Origin of the sequence: Clostridium beijerinckii (assembly GCA_003129525.1) — a bacterium.
Lineage (GTDB): Bacteria > Bacillota > Clostridia > Clostridiales > Clostridiaceae > Clostridium > Clostridium beijerinckii_D.
In genome coordinates this window covers 3,278,405-3,302,513 of the sequence record CP029329.1, presented here as the reverse complement: position 1 = coordinate 3,302,513, position 24,109 = coordinate 3,278,405, and the positions used below count along the sequence as shown (strand labels likewise).

Sequence of the window (24,109 nt, the reverse complement as noted above, 5' to 3'; positions counted from 1 at the left end):
AATTTAATGTGAGTATTATTAAATTATCTTGGAATAATGGACTTAGAGAGTGGTTAGTTAATTTAAATGTTTGGAGAATATATTCGGATTTTGTATGAAAATAATAGAAAGTTTTCAAGGGAAATATAGGAAGAATAATAAAATTTTGTTGTATAATAAGAATGGACTATCTATTAATTTAGAGAGGGGCTATACTTCTTATTTTGGGATAAAAATAAGAGATGTGTTGAGGAGCTTGTTATGTCTATAATCGGAAGTTAAGATGATTTATAATAAGGTTAGATTTTGTCACAAAATTCATTAAAGATAATGGAAAATATATTTTATATATAATGTTATTAATAAATTAAAAACAAAGAAAATTTTAATTGAAATTCAGGAGGCATTAGTTATGAATACATATTATAAGTTATTTGTTGTTAAAAGGAATGAAGACACATGTATTTTATTATATGGTTATGGTTTGTCAGACAATAATGAAATAAGAGGGTGGAGTAGTGGGCTAATTGATAAAAAATTGAGCTTATATAGACTAACATGTGTTATGGATAAAGAAAGTTCATTAACATTACAGGAGTGTCTAATAAATAAAGAAAATATTTTTTTAACTAAAGAGTTTAGTATAAAAAGTGGGTTTGTTCAAAGACCTGATACAATAATGTATCCCGAAGTTATTCTGGTGCAAATAGTGAAAGTATATTAAAGTCTTTGTCAAAGGTAAAAGAGTACTGGAATTTAAATAAAACATTAATTTTTCAAGATTTACAAGAGATTTATAAAAATAAAGGAGCTAGAACACAAAGAGAAAAAATACATGATACAATAGATAAAGTTTCTGAAGAAACTGCAATATGCTTTTTTGGTGTTTCATCAGAACGATTGGGAAATATTGAAATATATACTTCTAATGAATTAGCAGATAAGTTTGAATGGGAAACTAAAAGGGTAGTAAACGAAAGATCAAGAGACATTTCAGCAAAAGGGATTAGAGTAAATAAAAAGGGAAATATTAAATTTGATTCAGTAGTTAATTGTGTTTTAAACAATAGTGATAGATGTATATTATATCAAATAAAAGAAATGAAAATTAATGATGAGTTCATAGAATTCGATGCAAATGAGGACATATCTGAAGTGCATCTAGATATTTGGAATAAAGAAAATGGGGAATTAATATATACTTCTTCTAGTAGTTTAATGCGTCAGATGATACTTTCAATGGACATAGTTAATAATACTAAGTATTTATTGCATGATGAATGGACAGATAAACTTGAAAAGACATTTGGTGGTAGTAAAGAAAAAATAGAAAAATTAAATGAAATTAGAACAGTGAAATATAATGGTGTACCAATGGTATCAAAAACTGGTAATTATAAAAATGATCCATGGAATGAAGCTGGTAGTTTAAGTCAAAGATTGATTAAAGTATATCAGCATGAAAATACAAAGGGTGCTTTTTGTAAAAAAGTTAGTGAAGGTGAATGTGAGATTGATAGTTTTCGCAAAATAGCAGAATATCTTAATCAATCTAGAGTTAAAAAAGTTATCATTGTCGATCCGTATTTTTCAATAAAGGCAATGGAAAAATTTTTAGGGAGAGTAAAGAATCCAAAATTGGAATTGGAAGTTATTACAAGCTTAAGTGATATAGATCCTGATAAAGATGTAAATAATGCAAAGAATGTAAATTATCTTAATGAAATAAAAGAATTCTTGAATAAAAATGCTGCTATTATACATCAATCTTTAAGAATTATTAATATTACACAAAATAAAAATACTGCTATCCACGATAGATATTTATTAAGATTATTAGATGACGGAACAGTGGATGGATATTTATTAAGTAATTCATTGAATTCAGCAGGCCAAAATTATAGTTTTGTTATTGCGCCTATGGATAAAGAGGTTACATATAGTGTACTAGAATATGTTAATGAACTTAAAGATGAGGAAATTCAAACAAAGAAAAGTAAGTTAGAAAGGTTGCAAATAGAAATTTTATGGGATACATCTGATAAAAAATATAAAAAGGAAGTTACTACTATTATTCCACCCAAGAAATGGGAGCAAGATATGCTAACTAAATACAATAACAAAGAAGTTCTTGAATTTGAAGCATTATTTTATGATGGATGGGATTCAACAGAAGAAAAGGCAAAGGAAAGTATTTTAAGACTTTGTTGGTATTTATATTATGTAGATGAGAAAAAAATTATGATTACTTTAAAAGATTTTATAAGCACTAAAGTAGATATTAAGAAATTTTTATCACTTTGTAATAAAATAGCATTGGAACTTGAAAGTGAAGAAGAACTATATGAAAAAAATGATTTAAATTGCAAAAGGTCAGAAGTATATACTTTTAGGAATGCATTAGATAAAGATAAACAAGAAGGAATAAAAACAAATCCACAATACTTAATGAGTAATGGTTTTATACATGGGCATTATGAAGTTAATAACTATCTTTCATGTTTATATGGGATTATATATGATATTAGTCATAAAGAATTAGTAAATATTATGGAAATGGCACATTCGCCAAAAGCAATGCAATTATTATTAGAGAAAATGATATTTAATAGTGATCTTGATTTTGAAATATATGATAGATTACTTATATCAGATATTGATTGGTTAAAGGAATGGGCATATTATTATTTTGATACAATCATTATTAGGAAGATAAAAAATGGAGAATATGTTGATCATCAAGTATATGTAAATAATTGCAATGAAAGTGCTATTTATCAGTATGCTAGTTGTGTGGAAACAATATCATTTGAAATAGATAGAGTGAAAAGAAATTGCAAATGTAATTTAGATAAATTATCAAAACTTAATGAAGAACTTAAGCATTATGTAAAAGAAGAGGCTGAATTAATGAATAAAGAAGTTACTTTTGACAGTAGAATTTTATTTAAGCTGTTAAACGGACCTAATGAGATAATTAATTATGAGAATTATAATTTGCTTTTACAACAGATATCTAACAAAGACTGTAAAAATATGTTTTTGAACAAAATGATTGATTTATTGCATGAAAAATGGGATAAAAATGAACAGTTTTTCGCAAGTTGCGATTATAATGTAACATATTATGCAGCTTATGCATGTCTAGAATATTGGAATAATGATGTTGAAACTATCTTTAAGAAATTAGGAATAAATAATAAGAGCTTATATGTTGCAACTGAACCTGGCAAATATGATATGAATTATGAAGAATGGAGTAGATCAGTTCAAAAAGTATTATGGCAACTATTATTTTTGAAATATTATAAAGAATTACTTGAAGAACAAAAAATCATTGAGGATGAAAATTACAATAAGATTATTAAGAAAAGTACAGAACTTAGTGTTATAAGGAATCAATGTGACAGGTGGCATGATACTGCAGGATTGATAACGGAGGTTTTTGGATAATAATATTATAAAGCACGATAAAAATGCATGTTTGGTGAAATTAAAGAATGAAATAGTATGTTAAAAAATAGAATTCTAAGAATGATTTTGAAGTTGAATACACTATTCTAGAATAAATATAGTTAATTAAACATCAGAGCTAATGGATTAGAGTTTACAGCAGATTGAAATTGATGCTCATCAATATGAGTGTAAATTTCTGTTGTAGCGACACTCTCATGTCCAAGAATTTGTTGCAAGGAACGAATATCTACCTTGCCGTATTTATACATAAGAGTAGTAGCGGTATGACGAAGTTTATGTGTTGATATAGATTTTGGATCAAGTCTAGAAGAAATAACATATTTCTTTACAATATTTTGAATAGCTTTAGTAGTAATGCGGTGTTTATTTCTAGAAATGAATAGAGCATCATTATTAATGTTAATAGAATTTCTAATATGCATCCAATCATTAATAGCTTTTTTGGCTGCAGGGGTAAGAAAAATTTTACGTTCTTTATTGCCTTTGCCAACTATAGACAGAATGTCATTATCTACTTGATTTATATTTAAGCTAGCAAGCTCGGACAATCTTAATGCACAATTTAGAAAAATAGTAATTATACAATGATCTCTTGTAGATTTCTTGCATTCAAGTAATAAGCGAACTGATTCCTCTAAATTAAGATATTTAGGTATTCTCTTTGGTAATTTTGGAGTCTCCAATTCCTCAGCAATATTGTTATCAATAACATGTACTTTGGTTTTTAGATATTTCCAAAATTGGCGTATGGAAACTATCTTTCTTGCACGAGTACCTGCAGAAGCATTTAAAGATTTTTGACAATAGGAAATAAAAGAATACATATCTTGAAGAGTAATAGATTTTATAAATTCTAAATTTACTTGTTCAAAGTTTATATCAACAATATTAATATTACGTAATTTCATGATATAACTAAAAAACATAAGTAAATCAGTACGATACTCTAGGATTGTGTTTTCTGAGCGATTTTTTATTTTAATAAGATAATCTAAATATTGTTCAACTAATGGACAAGTTTTGTTTGATTGCATAATTAACACCTCTGTAAAAATTGTTGACAAAATTACAAGAATATAAACATGCATACAATAGTAAACAGATAACTATTAGGCTAATAATTATAAGGTGATATTAGACAGGTTGTGTATATAATGAAGAGTTAAAAAATGAACACCAAACATTAAGTCTATGAATAGTAAGAATATAAAAGTTAATTATAAATAATACCTATTTAAAAGAATTGTAAAGATAAATATAAAAATTATAGAGGAGGCAGTAAAATGAATTTATCAATAACTGAGCAGTTATCATATGCAACATTAAGAATAGAATGCGAATACAAAGGTGGAGGTTTAGGAACGGGAACAGGTTATTTATTTAGGTTTAAAGATGATAAAGATAATAATACCCATATTCCAGTTATTATAACTAATAAACATGTTATTAATGATGCCATAAAGGGGAAACTTATTTTTTCAAAGATGAATGATAATGGTGAACCTCTTGACAGAGAGCATTTTGCTATTTCAATAGATAATTTTGAAACTTTTTGGAAGAAGCATCCTGATAATAATGTTGATTTATGTGCAATGCCAATTGCTCCATTTATTAATATAGCAAATCAACAAAATCAAAAACTATTCTATATAGCATTAGATACTTCATTGATTCCAAGTTGTTCGCAATTAGAGGATTTAATGGCAATGGAGGATATAGTTATGGTTGGATATCCTAATGGTATCTGGGATAGCGTTAATAATAAGCCGATTTTTAGAAAAGGGGTTACAGCTACCCATCCATGCTATGACTATAATGGAAAAAAAGAATTTATGATTGATGCCGCATGTTTCCCTGGATCAAGTGGCTCGCCAGTATTTATACTAAATGAGGGGGGATATAGAGATAAAAAAGGAAATATGTATATGGGAAAAAATAGAATTTTATTACTAGGAACGCTTTACGCAGGACCACAGCATACTGCAGAAGGCGAAGTGCGAATTATAAATGTTCCAACGGTACAAAAGCCTATATCTATATCAAATATACCCAATAATTTAGGATTAGTTATTAAATCTGAGAGAATAAAAGAATTAGAAAATCTATTCTAGAAATAACTGTTTTGAAAAATAAATAGGATATCTTTGATTTTCTTGAGTATTTCATTATACATATACCCATTAGGCTAATAATGGGAAGTGAAATTGACGTTAAATAATGAAGTAGCAATATAATATATCATAATATAGAGTTAGGAGGTTGAATATGTCGGTGTTAAGGGCATTAGTAATAGGTGTAAGTAATTATAAGGCAATGAACGAACATGACTTGCCCTTTTGTAAAAATGATATTTCTGCTGTTTGTGATGCATTAGTATGCGGATTAAAAGTTGAGAAAACAAATATATACACCTGTGGAAATAATGAAACGGTTAAAGGGTCAGATTTTATAGCCGCTCTACAGAATTTAATTTCGATTACAGATGCTGAAGATACTTTGATTTTTTATTTCTCGGGTCACGGGGGAACGCTGCCAACTGGACACCATCTTTTGCTTAGTGACAGTTTCGTTAATACTAAAGATATTATTGTGCTTTTAGAAAGTATACCTGCAAAAAACAAAATTATATTTTTAGATAGTTGTATGTCTGGAAATTTTAATATCAATCAGACTGCTTCTTTTAATATCAATGATACAGTTGAAGATTTTGTAGGGAAAGGATATGCTGTGTTCGCTTCAAGTAGTGCTACACAGGTATCTTATGGACATCCTGATAAGCCTATCAGCTTATTTACAAGTTTTTTATGCGAAGCACTAAAAGATGTTTATATAATTAAAAAAGGCAAAAAATCACTATATGACATTAGCAAGTTGCTATTTCTTTATTTGGATATATGGAATAAAAAGAACTCCCAAAAGCAACAAAATCCTATCTTTAGAGCAAATCTGGGAGGTACTATATTCTTTGAAATTCAGGAATACTACCCATTTTATACAGCAAAAGTTTATGAAGAAACAGATGATTACATTATATATGCTGTTGAACAATTGCATAACGGTTTATCAAAAAGATATGCTGTCAAGGTGATTTTGAAAAGTCCATTTTCCTTCGAGGATATATCAGAAATAACTCATGAAATTATAAACAAAGTTAAAAAGGCAGATGTATATCAAAATGAAATTTCTCAGAGTCATTGGCAAGGAAAAGATGCTAACTTTGTGTTTTGCTATTATGGACGTGATGAATCTGATATAATGAACAGTAATTATATTTGCCATACTACATGGGTAGATGAAAGTCAAGATAAAGAATGGTGGTACAGACTAGATGAAAACTCTGCAATTATCAATGATATTCATTTTAATTTCCATTCGTATTACGAAAACCTAAAGATTTTCACAGAAGAAAATATTGGGGATAAAGATATGTTAATTGAAAAAAACAAGTATATAATGTCACATCTGATTACGTTGGCTGAAAAGGTCATAGGAGTATACAACGAATTTTTAAATGGAACTAAATCAGAGGAAACACTTGTAGATGATATAGAGGTATTAATTCCATCAATTGAAAAATACTACTTTGCAGAAACAGACCTAGCTATACCGCCAATTGAACTTAAAGTCTGGAGTCAGTGCTGTTCAAATCTATCTGGAACAATACATGATTTTACTTTGTTGTATAATACAAAGTATTTATCAGGCCGAACATCTCAGAATAGGATTGCGTGTATGAATATGACAATAAATAGATACTATGAGGATTTAGAAGCACTTAAAAAGGCAAAAGCAGAAATATAATTTTATTTTGTGCAAACACAAAAAGTATAAGTTTCTCACATTTTATTTACAGGGCTCAACTTCTAATTATTCATATAATCTACGCAATGTGTAGCTTTGACGTAACAAGATAGGAAAATGTCCTTTGAAAATTAAATAATGGGATATTTACAAAGTGTTTTAAAGTAGGGATTTTATTGTAAAAGTAAAAAGGACTAATATTATTAGGCTCATTGAGTATAATATAACTGAAAGGTGGAGTTGTAATGAAAAGATTTACTGTTTTATTCTTGACTTTTTTATGTTTAACATTTATTGTAAGTGGATTAAAACCTGCATTTGCAGCTTTAACTACTAATAATCTTACCCAAGGTATTTATACATTATCTGATTTTAATCATTCAAAAGATGACATTTATTCTGTTTCAAACATTTCATCAACAGATACCATGTCTATTATAATTACTGATGAAGATCAAAATATACTTCAAGCTATACGGCTGACACCCAATTCAGAAAAGCATAATACAATACCTATTCTTCCTAATTACACAATTATATTACTTGGTAAAGGAGAAGTATATATTAATCCGGTGGAACTTAAATAGTGATTTTGTTTCATTATGAATTATAAAAATAAATAATAAGTGTAAAATATCGCATTATTCAGATGAATTTGCGATATCTTTTTATACACAATTCTAAAAAAGGATGCACGAATAAGTGGTGTAAGAGTATTTATTCAATATAAAGAAAACTTCCGATTATTCATATAATTTACTCAATATGTAGATTTGATGAAGGAAATCAAAGTAAGAGCATGGGATTAATAGTGGATAATTTTGCAGGTGGTGGAGCTAGTACAGGAATAGAAATGGCATTAAACAGACCTATTTATATAGCAATTAATCATGATCCAGCTGCTATATTAATGTATAAGACTAATCACCCATTTACAAAACATTATCAAGAAAGTGTTTGGGATGTAGACATTAGAAAAATAAGGGGGAAGACTATTGCAGACCCTTATAACAATAAGAAATTCTACAATAGTGCTTGTATAATTAGTTTATTGGCTTATTAATTTAGAAGAGTATTTTCCATTAATATAATCATCATAATATTTATATTTTGATTGTGCTGATATTAAATTTCTATAAACGTTATATGGGACACCAGTAAATTCGTATATCTGGCCAGTACTAAATAGTATAAATAGCAAGGACATACGAATGTCATATACAATGGTTGATATACTTGAGGGATGTATTGAATCCATAGCAACAAAAACCTTTCGTATTAATTCTATCTATTATAAAATTATGATTTAATAATGAAATTGGGAATATAAACAAGAAAATTTAATTTGAAAAAATAAAGTGTAAAAGCTATTGAAGAATTAAATATATTTTCAGATAATAGTTATTCAGATGATGATCTTGTTTCAGATGTCGGCAATAGTGACATTTCTTCGGATACCCTACATTTTGAATATAGTGGTAAATCTAAAAATAAGAAAGACCCTGTTTATGTTCAAAATAAATTTGTGTATCCTAGAAGCTGCAAGGTATCAATTAATGTCTTACAACACGCAGATTATAAATGTGAATTTGATAATACGCATTTAACATTTACTAGGAGGAATTCGGACTTAAACTATATAAAAAGGAAAAATGCGAAAATTGAATAATAGAAATTATGGCATCAACAAGTAACTAATTTAAATATAGAAAAAAAGTAACAAGGATTCATGATCTTGTTACTTTTGCCTTTTTTCTATCATACAACTTATATCTGCTTTAAGAGCAGCAATCAGTAAACGTCCAAGAGAATCTTTTGGATTATTATTCTGATCAAAAAATTCATTAACATTTTTAACAGAACCAAGTTCTAAAACAGTGTTTAAAGCTTTTTTTAGAGATTTGAACTCATCTCTAGTATTTACATAGTCTTCCGTATTCATTCCATATATCCAATACTCTTCAGGTAATTCACTAATCAATACTAGTTTTTCTATAAAGTTTTTTGACGGATTTCTTTTTCCATTTTCTATTAGGCTATAGTAACTTTCACTTATTTGTAATTTATCTGCCATTTCTTTCTTTCTTAGGTGGAGCTCATTTCGATACTTTTCTAAACGATTATTAAACATATATATCCCTCCTTATTTAGGCATATTCAAGAAAATAACAAGTCAACATATTAGCCTATTTTCCATATGAAATAAATTTAGTTAAAAAGTATAGCACTGTGATGCACTTTTTAAGCATGTTTAACTAATAATGATCTATAATCTAAACACATTTTATTCTCTGCTACCCATATACATTAACACATTTTATTATTTTATTAATTTGTTTCTTATGCCTTATTATAAATCAACTTTACAAATTTGTAAATTACATATTTCTAAATAATGGTAATAAGGTTATTTATTTTATATAATATCAATAATACTGACATTTATCATAATAAATGACCAGATAAATAGCATTTAATGAAAGGGATTATAAAATGTATGGAATAAATAGAACAATATACTTTTCAAAAATGAAAAATATATTTCAAAAATAAAATAAAATTAAAAAAAATACTTTACATATTCATGGAATAAATTTACAATTAAGTAAAGGAGGAGTGAGGATGAATTTAAAGCAATTGAGAGAGGAAAGTGGAATAAAAGCATATAAAGTTGCAGAAAAATTGGATATAAGTAGAGTTCAATTTAATAATATTGAGAAGGGTAAATATAAAATGGACATGCTAAAGATAGAAAAGCTAAGTGAAATTTATGGAAAAAGCATAAGGGAAATTGAAATAGCATGTGAGGTGACCATAGATGGGCGAAGAAGAGATAATATTTAATCAACTTCATGATATTTTTAAAAATAATATTTCAAATAAAATGACACTTACAGTTATAGAATGTGCAGAACTTATAAATGTCAGTAAAGAGAAAATAAGTGAATTAATTAATAAACCCAATACTGACTTTCCTTATTTTAAGGTGGAAGATAAGGTGTTAATTAGTAGATGAAATAAAAGCAGCTTATAAAGTGCTAAGAAAATTAGAAATGATAGAACTCACCCAGGATAAGATTTTTAAAATTAAAAACTGGGATAAACATCAAAATGTTGAAGGAATGGAAAGGGCAAGACAATTAAATAATGACAGGGTTGCAAAGTTTAGAGCTAAAAAGAAAAGACTAAGGTTGTGAGCAGCGAATTTTCAATTGATAGATTATTAGCTTTCGATGAAGGGGTTGGCTCTAGGGTTTATGAAATGTGCAAGGATTTTATTGTTGAAATAGAGAAGAATGTCAGCAATAATTATAGACTTAAATAAATATAAATCCATAAAAATAGAAGCTTATCCAATTACGGATATGCTTCTATAATCTTACCTAAAACTTAAGCCACATCACACTTAGTAACTTTTCATATTAATCATGCACATCAATCTTCCAAAGTACTCAAGTTTAGCATGTTCATGAATCAATGACTGTTCCAATTGAACGTATGAAAGATCCGACGACAGTCGCAAAGCGCTCTGGCTGGTCTAAGTGGACACTGTGACCAGCTTCCTGGATTTGTTCTGCCTGGAGTCTTGGATTAAGAAGTTGCATTTCCTCGACAACAACAGACGAAACCACGCCTTTATCACCAAATACGATGAGGCTTGGAACGTCAATTTCACTCACTAACAGCTTATAATCAGGGTTCGGTGGCGTAAGAACGTCAAAGGCGGCCATGCTTGTTTGAAGTCGTGCCCGAGCGAACAACTCAAGGATATCTCCTGACCGATTAGGGTGTCTATTACGCGCGTCTGCCACCACTTCATCCAATGACATATTGAGCATTCGTCGATGCTGGTCGGCGACATCACTATCACGAACTTCGCGCTGAACTGTGGGACTCAAGAACGTTGGATCAGCTAATACCAGGCCACGAAGTAGATTGGGTTTACGACTTGCCACCACGGCTGCAGTCATCCCTCCCATGGAATGTCCGAGCAGGATTGGAGGAGGCAGTCTTAGGACATTTATTAAACCGGCAACATCGTTTGCATGGTCTTCGTATCGATATCCAAAGTCAGGTACACTCGAATTGCCATGTCCCCTGGCATCAGGCATGATTACGTCATATTCTTTCTCCAGAACATGTGCCAAACCTGTCCAACATTCCCCATTAGTCATTAATCCATGTAGCAAAATTAAAGGAGGTTTATTTCCACCGGTTCTTGTGTAGTGTATATTAATTCCGTTTGTTTCGCAGACCGCTGTGTCCCAGTAACTCATATATTATTTCCTCCAAGCGTAAAATTTAGGGTAAGGTTTATAAGTTTAGAACTTTTATATAGTATAGTCAGACATTGTTGATGTTTCAAGACCTTGTCAATTAAGGTCAATGTAGTAGCAGTGGATATTGGTATACAAATGGTGCCTAACGTATGCACTTCCACCAAAATATCACAGAAATATTCCGCTATAACTGTATTTGGGTTTCTATACTTGTATCTTACACAAGTTCGCCCTCATTTATTGTTGTCCATTAGATTGTAGTTTTACATGGCACTTATTATAACATAATTTACAAAATATCACACATGTTATGCATACATTGCTCCCCATTGCATGTAGAAATCTATTATAGTGCTTAGAAGTATTATAAAAATTTAAACATTTGCCTATAAGATTATTTCCTATAAAGTTGATTATAACTAAAAATATAATAAATGCTTTAATTTGAAATTTTAATCAAAGAAAGCAGAGTATTAGAAAGAATATATAAAGGTGAAAAAATCAAACAAGGATTCGTTGATTATATTGTAAAGAAAATATAATAGGGGAAGTACCATGGATACTTTTTTTGTTAGGTTGCTATTTTTATAAAAATTTAAGTTGAAATATACTTATTTCAAAATAAATATAGGGGTTTACCCTTTGTATTATAAGGGTTAGAAGCATATAGTGGCGCATAAGGCAAGAAATAAGAGCATGATGAGGCACTAAGCAGTTGATATCCTTTAATGGAATTAGTTAAAGGATTGCTTTGTTGAATAATGTCGAAAAGATGTTAGTATATAGACATGGACTTGCTCAGAAGAAAAAAATACATAACAGCAAGAAACCAAATAAAACACATAAAGGAGAAAAACTAATGAAGAAAGCATTTTTACAAAAGATGATGGCAGTAGCTATTACAGCCATATCAATTGGCAGTTTATCAACATTAGGAGTATCTGCAGCTACTAATAATTCGACGGCTAATGATTTTTATAGTTTAATTTTAAATCAAGCATCAAATGACAAAACTTATTGTTTAAATACAGCTGGTGCAATGGAAACTGGAGAGGTTTTAGTAAATAATAATACATATAAATGTTCTTCAGATGGACAAGCTGCAGGAACTAAAATTCCAACAAGCGATAAAGTATTTGATTTAAATAATAATGTAATAAAAGATAATAATAAAAATTCTATAGTAAGTAATTCAAATAATAATCACGATACTACCAAAACAGGAACTACAACAAATACTAATACTGTAAGTATTACAAGTGTTGGAAACTTAACTAATTCAGGAGACACTACTAGCACAGGAAGAACAACTGATACAACAAATGCAGGAAAAACTACTAGTACAGGAAGCAAAACAGCTACAGATTTAACTTCAGTGGATGTACAGGGGTTACCTCAATTACCAAAAACTTATGCAATAAATGTACAAGCTTCGGCTGAAAATAAAATTCTTGAATTAATGAATGCAAAAAGAGTAGAAGCTGGGTTACAACCATTAACATTAGATAATACTTTACTACAAGTAGCAAGATATAAGAGTGACCATATGATACAATTTAACTATTTTGACCATGTGACTCCACAAGGAACTAAATATACAGATTGGTTAAAATCAGTAGGTTACACATATATGACAGTTGGGGAAAATATAGCATATAACACTTATGATGCAGTTGAATTATTTAACCAATGGTGGAATTCACCAGGTCATAAAGCAAATATGATGAACCCTTCATATACTAAAGTTGGTATAGGAGTTGTCCAAGGAAACAATAAATTTATGGGAACACAAGAATTCTCAAATTAATAAATAAAAAGGCAAAACAATATATTACTTTAAAAAACCGTATTATTTAGATTCTTATAAATAATACGGTTTTTTTAGTGCCTAATAATATAGATAAACAACTCTTGAGTTAGATTTATGCAGACAATAGAAAAACTGTTTATATTAGTAATTTATTAGGATATAATGTAATAAAAGGATTATATATTGGAAAGATTTATATAGAGCTATAGATAAAAATTGATGATACTAATATAACAGGAGTAGGAATGAGAAATATTTAGGTTATTTTTCAGAACTACGTATTGAAAGGTATGGGAATTAGAATATGAAAATTTTACAATTTGAAAATGTAAACTGTAAAAATTGCTATAAATGTGTGCGCTATTGTCCAGTTAAAGCTATTGAAATTAAAAATCAATGCGCTCAGATACGTGAAGATGAATGTATTTTGTGTGGACGTTGTACCATTGTATGTCCACAAAAGACTAAAGAAGCTATCAGTGATGTAGAAAAATTAAAGGATGCATTTCGTGAGAAAGAGCAAGTGATTGCAAGTGTTGCTCCATCGTTTTCTGCATACTATCATTCAGAGTTTACGGACTTTAGGGAGGCTCTTTTAAAACTAGAATTTGCAGATGTTTTTGAAACCGCTGAAGGTGCTTATTTAGTAAAAACAGAATATGAAAAATTACTTAAAGAGAATCCAGATAAAACTTATATATCGTCTTCTTGCACTTCTGTAAACGAATTAATTAAAAAATATTATCCAGATGCATTAGAGTATCTTGCGCCTATAATAACACCAATGGAGGCTCACTCAAAACTTTTGAAAGAGAGGTTCCCTGATGCAGTAATTGTGTTTGTTTCTCCTTGTATTTCAAAAAAAATAGAACGTTATAATATGGATTCCTATGTTGATTATGTTATTTCTTTTGAAGAATTAAGTGAAATGCTGAAAGATAATGATATCGAAATATCAAAGTCAAATTCTAAAGATGAAGAAGCTAGATATTTATCAAGGAAATTCCCGACAGATGGAGGCATTATTTCTTCAATGAAATCTGTAATTAGTCATGAGTACATTTCACTTAGTGGGTATGAGAAGTGTGTTCAGGCAATCGATGATATATGCAATGGTAATGTTTCAAAGTGTTTTGTGGAAATGAGTTTCTGCGTGGGTAGCTGCGTAGGTGGGCCGTCCTTTCAAAAGAATAATATTTCTTTACTGACTTCAAATATTGAGATTAACAAGCAATCAAAGGTTTTGGATTATTCTAGGGATTTTAATGTGATGTGTAAAAAGTCATTGAAGAAAACTTATACAGATAGAGAAACAATTATTTATGCAAAACCTTCTGAGGCGCAGATTATTGCGATTTTACACAAAATGGGTAAATATACAGAAGCCGATGAATTAAATTGTGGTATGTGTGGTTACTTTTCTTGCCGTGAAAAAGCTTCAGCTGTTTATGCAGGAAAAGCAGAAATCAGTATGTGTTTACCCTATATGAAGGAAAGGGCAGAATCCTTTTCAAATCAAATTATAAATATAACACCTAACGCAATACTTACAGTGGATATGGATCTTAAAGTCCAACAGATTAATAAGGCAGCCAGTGATATTTTCGATTTAGAACCTAAGGATATTATTAATCAGCCTGTATCTCGTATACTAGATGAATTTGATTTTGTAAGTATTATTACTAGTGGCATTGAAAAAACAGAAAAGCTTGCCTTCCTAGCTGAATATAATGCATATCTTAGGCAAGTATTCATGTATGATAAGAGTAATGGTATTATAGTGTGCATTATGAATAATATAACAACAGAACGCCAGAAACGTAACCAATTAAGGCAAAAGAAAATACAAGCTGCTGCTATGGCAGATGATATTGCTGATAAACAACTCCGAATTGTACATGAGATTGCATCCTTATTGGGTGAAACTGCCGCAGAAACTAAGATTGTTATTCGAGATTTGAAAGATATAATTATGCTTGAGGATAAGGAGTAATAGTGTTATGTATGAAAGGGACGAATCTTTAACCGTAGAAACAGGATATACAAGTATAAATAAACATTCAGAAACTCTATGTGGTGATTGGTTTAAGATTTTTGACAATCTAGATAAAAAAATAATTGTACTTTCAGATGGTTTAGGTAGTGGTGTTAAAGCAAATATACTTTCTACTCTAACATCAACAATACTCGGAAACATGCTTTCTAAAAATATACCACTAGATGAGTGTATAGATACTGTTGCAACAACTCTTCCCATGTGTAAGGAGAGAAGATTGGCTTACTCTACTTTTACTGTATTAGAGCTCAAAAATGGTCAAGCATATCTTGCAGAGTATGATAATCCCAGTGCAATTATCTTAAGAAAAGGTAAAAAATTATCATACAACTATAATGTTCACTTTGTTGGAGAAAAAGAAATTCATGAAAGCAGAATTATTCTCCAAAAGGATGATATTATTGTGCTGATGACTGATGGAGTTACTAATGCTGGGATTGGAAAACTTTCTCAAAGCGGCTGGCATCATTCTGAAATTGTAGAATTTTTAGAACGTATTGATACAAAACAAATGTCAGCATCTCATATCGCTGCACAAATTATAAATTGTTGTTTGACACTAAGTGAGGATTCCCTAGATGATGATGCCACTGTTTTTGTGGTAAAAATTAGGTCTAGGGAAGTTGTTAATATGCTTATTGGCACACCAGAAAATAAAGAAGATGATGATAAAGTACTAAAATTATTCTTTTCTAAAAATGGCAAAAGCGTTATTTGTGGTGGAAGCACGGCCGGTGTTGCAAGTAAATATCTGAACAAGCCCATGAGTGTAATACAAGGCAGTGGAAATGAAGAAGTTCCAGATATGGCTTCAATTGAAGGCGTAGATTATGTAACCGAAGGTATCATTACCCTAAAAAAAGTTGTGGAATTAATCCTAAAGTTTTCAAAAGATCCAATGTATTGTCTTAAAATATCTAAAAGTAAAGATCCAGCATCGTTACTTGCACTTCTTTTGATTGAAGAAGCTACTGATGTGAATATTTATTTTGGAATGTCTGAAAATGTTGCGCATCAGAGAACAGACATTGATTTTGATACAAAATTAGCATTAATCAAACAACTTGAAGAATGTTTAAATAAGATGGGTAAAAGTGTTAAGATTAGTTTTTGTTAAATTTAACAAATGAAAATAAATACAGTTACAGTATAATATGTATATGTAATAACACTTAATATTCATAATTTGTGTATTAACAGGTAGTCCAATTGGCCTACCTGTTTTAGTGTATATATCAACAATTTGGTCTAACAGAGCATATAGAAGATATTTTGTTTCATAATAAACTTATATCTTTCATTTGATAATTGTTTATATAATCTTAATGAAGTTTACACGGACTATTTTAGAATCACAAGAATTTCATTAAAATCAATGTATTACTTTTTCCATTTTCCTGAAGATGCATCTTTCTTAGCTTTATGAGTATTTCTTTCAAAAGCATTATTAGAGGAGTCTCGTTCTGAAGGTGGTGAATTTAGTATCTTTAAACCTGGTACATCTTTAGCGTTTCTAACCATAATTATATTCTCCTTTCACTTTTCACAATCTTTAATCACTTAAAATTTAGACATAATTAATTTGCCTAACATATATATTTTATCTTTATTTCTTTCATTTATAACAGGAAGTTTATCACTTTGAATGATTATTATAGCATTAATATTAGGTGGATTCTTTTCATCACCTTGCTCAGCTCCTGTATTAGAAGTTATATTAGCCTTTGTAGCTAGAGACGTCAATTCTAAAAAAATTGCAAAACTTGATTATTATATTAATATATAATATAATAAATATTATAAAAATAAATGAATATAACTAGGCACGGTTGGGCAAATTTTATAATTTGCTTTCAAGCAATTTTAGTTTCTGGGGTGGGAAACTCTATTAAGAGTGTTCCCATCTCTTTTTTTGTTTAAAATTTTAACAATTGGAAATATTAAATAAAGATTTCGACTGTATTTTTTATTTAAACTAAGATTTTAGGGAATAAATAATAATATCTAAAGATGAGGAGATTAATTATGAAAAATAAAATTAACAACAAAGTTTTCAATCCATTTTTAAACTTTTTTAAAAGTGAATCTGCGAGTGGCTTAATACTTTTAAGTTTTGCTATTATTGCAATAATAATTGCAAATTCTAGTTTTGTTACAACATATAATAATATACTTCATACATATGTAACTATTGGATATAAGGAATTTTCGTTATCAATGTCATTGCTTCATTGGATTAATGATGGTTTAATGGCTATATTTTTCTTGGTAGTTGGCATGGAAATAAAAAGAGAAGTGGTATTTGGAGAGCTTAAATCTTTAAAAAAAACCATACTCCCTATCTCTGCTGCTATAGGAGGTATGATTGTACCAGCAATTATTTATGCATTATTTAATTATAAAGAACCAACTATTTCAGGATGGGGAATTCCAATGGCAACAGATATTGCATTTGCACTTGGAATACTTTCTTTAGTAGGTAAAAAGGCACCTAAAGGAATAATAGTGTTTCTTACAGCGTTAGCTATAGTTGATGATTTAGGAGCTATTATTGTAATTGCTGCATTTTATACTAGTCAAATTTCTTGGATTGCTCTTATTATGGGTTTAATTGTTTTTATTTCGCTTATATTAGCTAATAGATTTAAGGTTAAATATATATCTGTATATGTTATTTTAGGTATAGTACTATGGATTTGTATTTTAAAGTCAGGTATACATGCAACAATTGCTGGAGTATTACTAGGAATTTCATTGCCTGCAGGAAAAAATATTAATGAATTTAAATCATCAATTTTATACAGACTTGAACATACTTTAACTCCAGTATCTTCATTTTTAATTATGCCAATATTTGCACTAGCAAATTCAGGTATAACTATTGATATTAACAGTATCGGATTAACCATATTGAAACCAGTTAGTTTAGGAATTATATTTGGATTAATTATTGGGAAACAAATAGGTATATTTGGAGTTTCATACATTTTGATAAAATTAAAAGTGGCTAAACTTCCAGCTCAAGTGACAAAAAGACATTTATATGGTGCAAGTGTTCTTGGCGGTATTGGATTTACTATGTCAATATTTGTTTCATCTTTATCATTTGTAGATGAAACAGTGTTATCTACAGCCAAAATAAGTATTATGATTGCTTCAATTTTAGCAGCAATATTAGGTGGGATAGTTTTTGGACTTATAAAACTTAAAAGTGAAAAATAAATCATATAAATAAGTAAATGAAAATAACTTGCAGTTATTCTGCAAGCTATTTTTTTATCTACTATACTTTTTAAATAAATCATCAAGAGCTTCTCTAAGAAGAAATGCTTCTGTTCTATCATTTGCCTTAGAAAGTCTAGAAAGTCTATCAAGCTGAGTTTTAGTAAAATAGTTTGATTTTAAAACCATGCTTTCTGCCTCTGAAAGACAAATTCTGTTTTTTCCTAAATCCTTTGCTCTAAACAAAGCACTATCAGCTACCCTAAAAAGTTCAACTACAGTTTTAGCATCTCTTGGATAACTTGCAACTCCAAAACTTAAAGTAAAATAAACATTTTCTGCTTTATTATCACATAGGCTAAATGTATTATCTGATAAATATCTTCTTATTTCTTCCAATTCCATAAAACTTCTTTCAGCGCCCTTTTTTACAAGGAGTATATTAAATTCATCACCAGCTCTACAAATGATGTCTGTAGATGATAAATTATTATTTAAAATTGAAATGAGTTTTTTTAGTACTTCATCACCAACAGAATCTCCATATAAATTATTTAAATTTTTAAAGTCATCAATATCAGCAACTACAACACTAAAAGGTCCTTCGTTATTTGATATTAATTCATCCATTTTAGATGTCAATTGTTCTTTTGAAGCAAGTATTTCATCCATAAGTAACCTCCATATAATTTTTAATTTTTTAACTATAACTTACAGTTATTCACAATTACTGTAAATTATATATAATAAATGGCAAAAGTAGGTAATAAGCTCATCATATCACTAAATTTCATGGTCATTTCAGTAAAATTTAATATAACTTTAATTATAGTAACATCCACATATTTATGCGTCAATATATACGAAATAATATATTCGTAAACTTAGGCATAATCAAAATAAATAACAAGTCAATATGTCTAATTGGAATGAATAGAAATATATATTTAGATATAGAAATTCGGAAAATTTTACTTTTAATAAATTTAATAACTCATGTAATAATAAGCATATTTAAAGTTTTGGTTTGTTAAAATACATATGACCTTAACGTATATACGTTGACATATATATGTTAAAATGATATGGTTATTATAGACAATATGAATTGTAACAAAATAATAAATATTAATAACGCTGAATCAATTTGAGCGGGAGAACCAATTTTTGGGGTGAATCTTATCATATGATAAGTAGGGTTAATTTTCTTCGACCCGAATCCGTCAGCTAATCTCGTAAGCGTTGAAGAGAAGATCTTTTGGCATACTAATATCATACTTTTTTTGGTATATATGTGAATAATAAGGCTTAATAAGCTATAGAGACTTCTCTGCAGCTTATTAAGCTTATTATTATTTAGAACATCACTTAAGGAGGAGTTTTTATGATAGTGCGACACGTTGTAATATGAAAAGTATTGCCTAAATAGCGAAGCTATTTAAGAACTAATAATTTGAAAAGTCAAATGAGAGGGTAACGCCTTGAAGGGCTTTCTCTGATACTCCGAATAGCATTTTTATTTATAAGAATAAATTTGTTATAAGCTCGGTGAAGTCGGCTGAGAATACACCCTAACAATTTTGAAAGAGATTGTGGAAAAGCGAACCAGAGGTGGTCGAGTGTATGATAGGTCGGGAGTCCATAAAAGACCTATGGTAAGAATGTCTAAATTATAAAAGACTGACAAAGTTCCGAATGTAAGGTTCTAAAAAAAAATGGAGCAGAAATGCGTCACCTACCGAAGTTGTAGGGTCTGTGAGGGTGAGTAAAATTTGTCGTTATGAAAATCCTTATACTGTTACAGGCAGTATTGTGCAGACAGGATTATAGGAACTACCTAAAGGTATATGAAAGGATAAAATTATTGGAACGTGGTAAGCTGATAACGCAGAGGACTTATATCCAACGAAGCGGTAGCAAGGAAAGACAGAATGTTATAACTTGCTTTAATATCAGTGAAAGTAGTGGCATAGTACCAGTGAAGTTATGGAAACATAATGGAGGGATAGCCACAAGTCAATGAAATGGGAAACATTTTATTATACAATACAATCAGGTTCGAGTAAGAATAAGAGAAGCAGAACGTTGGAAAAATTCCAATGAAAGACGCTGACTGTATGGGATATTATGAATAATAATATTTTCAGTTGTATGGATAAAATATAGTAAAACTTCATTGATGGAACGCAGTGTGCGGTGAAAGTCGCAAGCACTGTGTGGAGGAGGGGAAAAGGCAGAGATAACTTCAAAGTCTTACCTATTCCTATAAAGTATGTTTAATTGGTCTTGGAAAGACAGGAAAAGAAATTGGGAAAATGGTATTTGAGCAAGATGATATGAGAATTGTATCAGCTATGTGTAGTCCTGGCAGTTTAAAAAAACATATGGATTTAGGACAAGTCATTGGAATTCAAGATATTGGAATTAAAATAGAAGGTACTAATAAATTAGAGGAGATCATATTAAAATATAGGCCAGATGTTGTAGTTGATTTTTCTAAACCTGAAGCTACTTTGAAGAATGTAGAGATAATATCAAGGCTTGGAGTTAACATGGTTATTGGCACTACAGGTTTTTCAGTGTTTGATTTAAAAAGAATAGAAACTTTAGCTCATAATAATCGTGTGGGAATAGTTTATGCACCCAATATAACACTTGGAGTAAATGTATTGATGGTTTTAACAAAATTAGCATCTATTTTATTGAATAATTATGATTTTCAAATTTCGGAAATACATCACAAAAACAAGAAAGACATCCCATCTGGTACTGCAGTAAAGATAGCTAATGAAATAGAAAGTGGTTTATTATATGCAGGCAAACATATCAAGGAAGAGGGAATATCTATCAATTCAGTGCGTGCTGGTGGTGTAGTTGGAAAGCACGAGGTATTAATTGTTGGAGAAGATGATAGAATTACAATCTCCCATGAATCATTTTCAAGAAAAGTTTTTGCATCAGGTGCACTTTGCGCAATAAAGTTTATTAAAGGGAAAATAGGATTCTATGAGATGAATGATGTATTAAATTTATCAAAAGTTATAGAAGATTTATATATGAATAAAAATGAACAAAATTCTGAGAATGTTAAAGATATAGTAGCCGTAGATAAGGTGAATATACATTAGTGTTAACGTTTAAAAAGGGAGTGTTTAAATTGAAAAGAAACTATAAAGATATATCACTATGGAAAGATGTTACAGAAGAACAGTGGAATAACTGGGAATGGCAAATTCTTAATAGAATTACCACAGTAGAACAATTAGAACAAGTTGTAAATCTTACTGAAGAAGAAAAAAATGGAGTAAAGGCTAGTCTTAAGAAACTAAAAATGGCAATAACCCCTTATTATGCAACACTAATAGATCCAGATGACTACAATTGCCCAATTAGAAGACAAGCTATTCCAACTATTGATGAAACTAAAATATCGGAATGTGATAGTAGTGATCCTTTGCATGAAACTCATGATTCTCCTGTCCCCGGACTCACACATAGGTATCCAGATAGAGTACTTCTTCTTATTACTGAGCAATGCTCAATGTACTGCAGACATTGCACAAGAAGACGTTTTGCAGGAAAAAAAGATGGGTCTTTATCAAAGAATAATCTCTTGAAAGCTATTGAATACATCAAAGCTCATAAGGAAGTAAGAGATGTACTTATATCAGGTGGTGATGCATTGTGTGTTTCAGATGAAAAACTTGAGTTCATATTACAAAAACTAAGGGATATAAGTCATGTTGAAGTTATAAGAATTGGAACTAGAGTACCAGTTGCTATGCCACAAAGAATAACTGAAAATCTCTGTAATATTATAAAAAAATATCATCCGGTTTGGATTAATACACACTTTAATCATCCAAAGGAAATAACAGAAGAATCAAAGCTTGCTTGTAAAATGCTTGCTGATGCAGGAATTCCACTAGGAAATCAATCTGTACTATTAAAGAATATTAATGATTGCCCATATATTATGAAAAGTCTTGTTCAAAAATTAGTAATGAACAGAGTAAGACCATATTATATATATCAATGCGATTTATCTGAAGGGATTGAACATTTTAGAACACCTGTTTCAACTGGTGTAGAAATTATAGAACTTTTACGTGGACATACTTCTGGATTTGCAGTACCTACTTTTGTAATTGATGCTCCAGGCGGTGGTGGTAAAATACCTGTTAACCCTCAGTATTTAATTTCACAATCACCTGATAAAGTAATACTTAGAAACTATGAAGGTGTAATTTGTACTTATACTGAACCATCTGATAAAAGCCATGAATGTAAACAGTGTGGAATATGTGGTAAATTCAAAAAAGATGATTATAAAGGCCTAGAAAAATTATTTAGAGATGAACAAATCTGTTTAACCCCAAAAAGTAACGTTAGAATGAAAAGGAGAGAGGAATTTAATGAGAACAGATAGATGTAATTTAATTAATAATTATTATACTAAAATAGACCGTACTGAAATATATGTGGATTATACTAATAAACGTGTAAAAATAATTGATTTAAATAATATATCAGTTCAAAATTTAAAAAGAATAATTCACTTTTCTTCCAGGGAACATTTAGGTAAAATTATTTGTAACTGTGATAGTGAAAGCTTTGAAATTTTTGTTGAAGCTGGATTTGATTTAGAAGGCAAAATTAATGGATATTTTAAAGGAAAAGATGCGTTTTGCATGTCTTATTTTATAAGTAGCGATAGAAAAATTTGCAGTAATTTTACTAAGAAAGAGTTATTAATAAAACATTGTTTGGATATAAAAAATACCTTTATACATGGTAGTGACAATACTAAATATTGTATAAGAAATGCAAATGAAAATGATATAAAAGAAATGATAGAACTATTTTCTGCAGTATTTTCAACATACCCTTCTCCAGTTTATGATGAAAAATTTTTGAAGGAAACTATGAATGAAAAAGTTTTATATAAGGTAGCTGTTTATAATGAAAAAATAATTGGTGTAGCTTCAGCAGATATGGATAAAGAAAACTTAAATGCAGAAATGACTGATTGTGCAACCTATCCAGATTATAGAGGTAAGGGCATATTATCAAATATTATTTATTCTTTAGAATTAGATCTTAAAAAGAAGGGTTTCATTACTTTATATAGTTTATCTAGAGCAATAAATCCTGGTGTTAATATTGTGTTAAGCAAACATAATTATAACTTTGCAGGTAGACTAGTAAATAATTGTAATATATGTGGCACATTTGAGGATATGAATATTTGGGTGAAAAATATTCATGATAACTTATAGGATAGGATTTAAATAGAGATTGTATATAACATTAAAGCACTGTAGATAGATTTGTGTAAAAGCAAATTTACTACAGTCTTTTTGTATTAACGACAGTTTCAATTACTTTTTCATTTAAATTAATATATATATATGATAACATATATATATCAATATAATTAAATTACACAACCTTAGAAAATTTGAAAAAGTATAAGGTACAAAA

General features: G+C 29.4%; 20 protein-coding genes and 4 pseudogenes. 19 read left to right on the top strand and 5 right to left on the bottom strand.

Annotated elements, in window-relative coordinates; genetic code table 11:
* The first annotated feature begins 391 nt into the window (after window positions 1-391).
* Both DIC82_14615 and DIC82_14610 read left to right on the top strand, forming a co-directional pair.
* On the top strand, window positions 392-703 hold the full coding sequence (locus DIC82_14615; protein ID AWK52161.1) for a hypothetical protein: 312 nt from the start codon (window positions 392-394) through the stop codon (window positions 701-703).
* 5 nt (window positions 704-708) lie between these two features.
* The gene (locus tag DIC82_14610) at window positions 709-3,432 is read left to right on the top strand and encodes a hypothetical protein (protein ID AWK52160.1); all 2,724 of its coding nucleotides are present in this window, start codon (window positions 709-711) and stop codon (window positions 3,430-3,432) included.
* Window positions 3,433-3,554: 122 nt separating this feature from the next.
* On the opposite strand, the gene DIC82_14605 is transcribed toward DIC82_14610, so the two are convergent.
* Window positions 3,555-4,490: an integrase gene (locus DIC82_14605; GenBank protein ID AWK52159.1), complete on the bottom strand. Its 936-nt coding sequence runs from the start codon at window positions 4,488-4,490 to the stop codon at window positions 3,555-3,557.
* Between the two features lie 249 nt (window positions 4,491-4,739).
* Here DIC82_14605 and DIC82_14600 point away from each other — a divergent pair, with 249 nt between their 5' ends.
* The 4 genes and pseudogenes from DIC82_14600 to DIC82_14585 all read left to right on the top strand — a co-directional run bounded on the left by DIC82_14600 (window position 4,740) and on the right by DIC82_14585 (window position 8,227).
* A complete protein-coding gene (locus DIC82_14600; protein ID AWK52158.1) occupies window positions 4,740-5,567 on the top strand; it encodes a serine protease in 828 nt (275 codons plus the stop codon).
* 154 nt (window positions 5,568-5,721) lie between these two features.
* Window positions 5,722-7,257 carry a caspase gene (locus DIC82_14595; protein ID AWK52157.1) on the top strand — a complete coding sequence of 512 codons (1,536 nt, stop codon included), beginning with the start codon at window positions 5,722-5,724 and terminating at the stop codon, window positions 7,255-7,257.
* A gap of 245 nt (window positions 7,258-7,502) precedes the next feature.
* A complete protein-coding gene (locus DIC82_14590) occupies window positions 7,503-7,844 on the top strand; it encodes a hypothetical protein (protein ID AWK52156.1) in 342 nt (113 codons plus the stop codon).
* A gap of 212 nt (window positions 7,845-8,056) precedes the next feature.
* Window positions 8,057-8,227, top strand: a pseudogene (locus DIC82_14585) (DNA cytosine methyltransferase).
* 78 nt (window positions 8,228-8,305) lie between these two features.
* Here DIC82_14585 and DIC82_14580 read toward each other — a convergent pair.
* Complete coding sequence (locus DIC82_14580) at window positions 8,306-8,515, bottom strand: KTSC domain-containing protein (protein ID AWK52155.1); 210 nt, start codon at window positions 8,513-8,515, stop codon at window positions 8,306-8,308.
* Between the two features lie 480 nt (window positions 8,516-8,995).
* Window positions 8,996-9,388, bottom strand: coding sequence for an XRE family transcriptional regulator (locus DIC82_14575; GenBank protein ID AWK52154.1), 393 nt, complete (start codon window positions 9,386-9,388; stop codon window positions 8,996-8,998).
* A 491-nt stretch (window positions 9,389-9,879) separates the two neighbouring features.
* Here DIC82_14575 and DIC82_14570 point away from each other — a divergent pair, with 491 nt between their 5' ends.
* The 4 genes and pseudogenes from DIC82_14570 to DIC82_14555 all read left to right on the top strand — a co-directional run bounded on the left by DIC82_14570 (window position 9,880) and on the right by DIC82_14555 (window position 10,582).
* Window positions 9,880-10,101 carry an XRE family transcriptional regulator gene (locus DIC82_14570; GenBank protein AWK52153.1) on the top strand — a complete coding sequence of 74 codons (222 nt, stop codon included), beginning with the start codon at window positions 9,880-9,882 and terminating at the stop codon, window positions 10,099-10,101.
* Complete coding sequence (locus DIC82_14565) at window positions 10,076-10,273, top strand: excisionase (protein AWK52152.1); 198 nt, start codon at window positions 10,076-10,078, stop codon at window positions 10,271-10,273. Before DIC82_14570 ends, DIC82_14565 begins: the two co-directional genes overlap by 26 nt.
* A gap of 10 nt (window positions 10,274-10,283) precedes the next feature.
* Window positions 10,284-10,439 (top strand): annotated as a pseudogene (locus DIC82_14560) (phage replisome organizer).
* A gap of 8 nt (window positions 10,440-10,447) precedes the next feature.
* A pseudogene (locus tag DIC82_14555) lies at window positions 10,448-10,582 on the top strand (AAA family ATPase).
* 142 nt (window positions 10,583-10,724) lie between these two features.
* Here DIC82_14555 and DIC82_14550 read toward each other — a convergent pair.
* Window positions 10,725-11,534 carry an alpha/beta hydrolase gene (locus DIC82_14550; GenBank protein ID AWK52151.1) on the bottom strand — a complete coding sequence of 270 codons (810 nt, stop codon included), beginning with the start codon at window positions 11,532-11,534 and terminating at the stop codon, window positions 10,725-10,727.
* 449 nt (window positions 11,535-11,983) lie between these two features.
* Here DIC82_14550 and DIC82_14545 point away from each other — a divergent pair.
* From DIC82_14545 to nhaA, 5 genes and pseudogenes are all read left to right on the top strand, one after another.
* Window positions 11,984-12,079: pseudogene (locus tag DIC82_14545) on the top strand (SAM-dependent methyltransferase).
* Window positions 12,080-12,396: 317 nt separating this feature from the next.
* The gene (locus tag DIC82_14540; protein ID AWK52150.1) at window positions 12,397-13,344 is read left to right on the top strand and encodes a serine protease; all 948 of its coding nucleotides are present in this window, start codon (window positions 12,397-12,399) and stop codon (window positions 13,342-13,344) included.
* A gap of 307 nt (window positions 13,345-13,651) precedes the next feature.
* Complete coding sequence (locus DIC82_14535; protein AWK52149.1) at window positions 13,652-15,340, top strand: histidine kinase; 1,689 nt, start codon at window positions 13,652-13,654, stop codon at window positions 15,338-15,340.
* A gap of 7 nt (window positions 15,341-15,347) precedes the next feature.
* Window positions 15,348-16,520, top strand: coding sequence for a serine/threonine protein phosphatase (locus DIC82_14530; protein AWK52148.1), 1,173 nt, complete (start codon window positions 15,348-15,350; stop codon window positions 16,518-16,520).
* Between the two features lie 908 nt (window positions 16,521-17,428).
* Window positions 17,429-18,625 (top strand): Na+/H+ antiporter NhaA, encoded by a 1,197-nt coding sequence (gene nhaA, locus DIC82_14525; GenBank protein AWK52147.1) that lies wholly within the window; start codon window positions 17,429-17,431, stop codon window positions 18,623-18,625.
* Between the two features lie 54 nt (window positions 18,626-18,679).
* Here nhaA and DIC82_14520 read toward each other — a convergent pair whose 3' ends face one another.
* Window positions 18,680-19,297, bottom strand: coding sequence for a GGDEF domain-containing protein (locus DIC82_14520; GenBank protein AWK52146.1), 618 nt, complete (start codon window positions 19,295-19,297; stop codon window positions 18,680-18,682).
* A 1,108-nt stretch (window positions 19,298-20,405) separates the two neighbouring features.
* On the opposite strand from DIC82_14520, the gene DIC82_14515 reads away from it, so the two are divergent.
* The 4 genes from DIC82_14515 (at window position 20,406) to ablB (ending at window position 23,904) form a co-directional block, all read left to right on the top strand.
* A complete protein-coding gene (locus DIC82_14515; GenBank protein ID AWK52145.1) occupies window positions 20,406-20,648 on the top strand; it encodes a hypothetical protein in 243 nt (80 codons plus the stop codon).
* Between the two features lie 256 nt (window positions 20,649-20,904).
* The gene (gene dapB / locus DIC82_14510) at window positions 20,905-21,753 is read left to right on the top strand and encodes a 4-hydroxy-tetrahydrodipicolinate reductase (GenBank protein ID AWK52144.1); all 849 of its coding nucleotides are present in this window, start codon (window positions 20,905-20,907) and stop codon (window positions 21,751-21,753) included.
* A 29-nt stretch (window positions 21,754-21,782) separates the two neighbouring features.
* The gene (gene ablA / locus DIC82_14505; GenBank protein ID AWK52143.1) at window positions 21,783-23,054 is read left to right on the top strand and encodes a lysine 2,3-aminomutase; all 1,272 of its coding nucleotides are present in this window, start codon (window positions 21,783-21,785) and stop codon (window positions 23,052-23,054) included.
* Complete coding sequence (gene ablB / locus DIC82_14500) at window positions 23,041-23,904, top strand: putative beta-lysine N-acetyltransferase (GenBank protein ID AWK52142.1); 864 nt, start codon at window positions 23,041-23,043, stop codon at window positions 23,902-23,904. Before ablA ends, ablB begins: the two co-directional genes overlap by 14 nt.
* Window positions 23,905-24,109 lie beyond the last annotated feature (205 nt).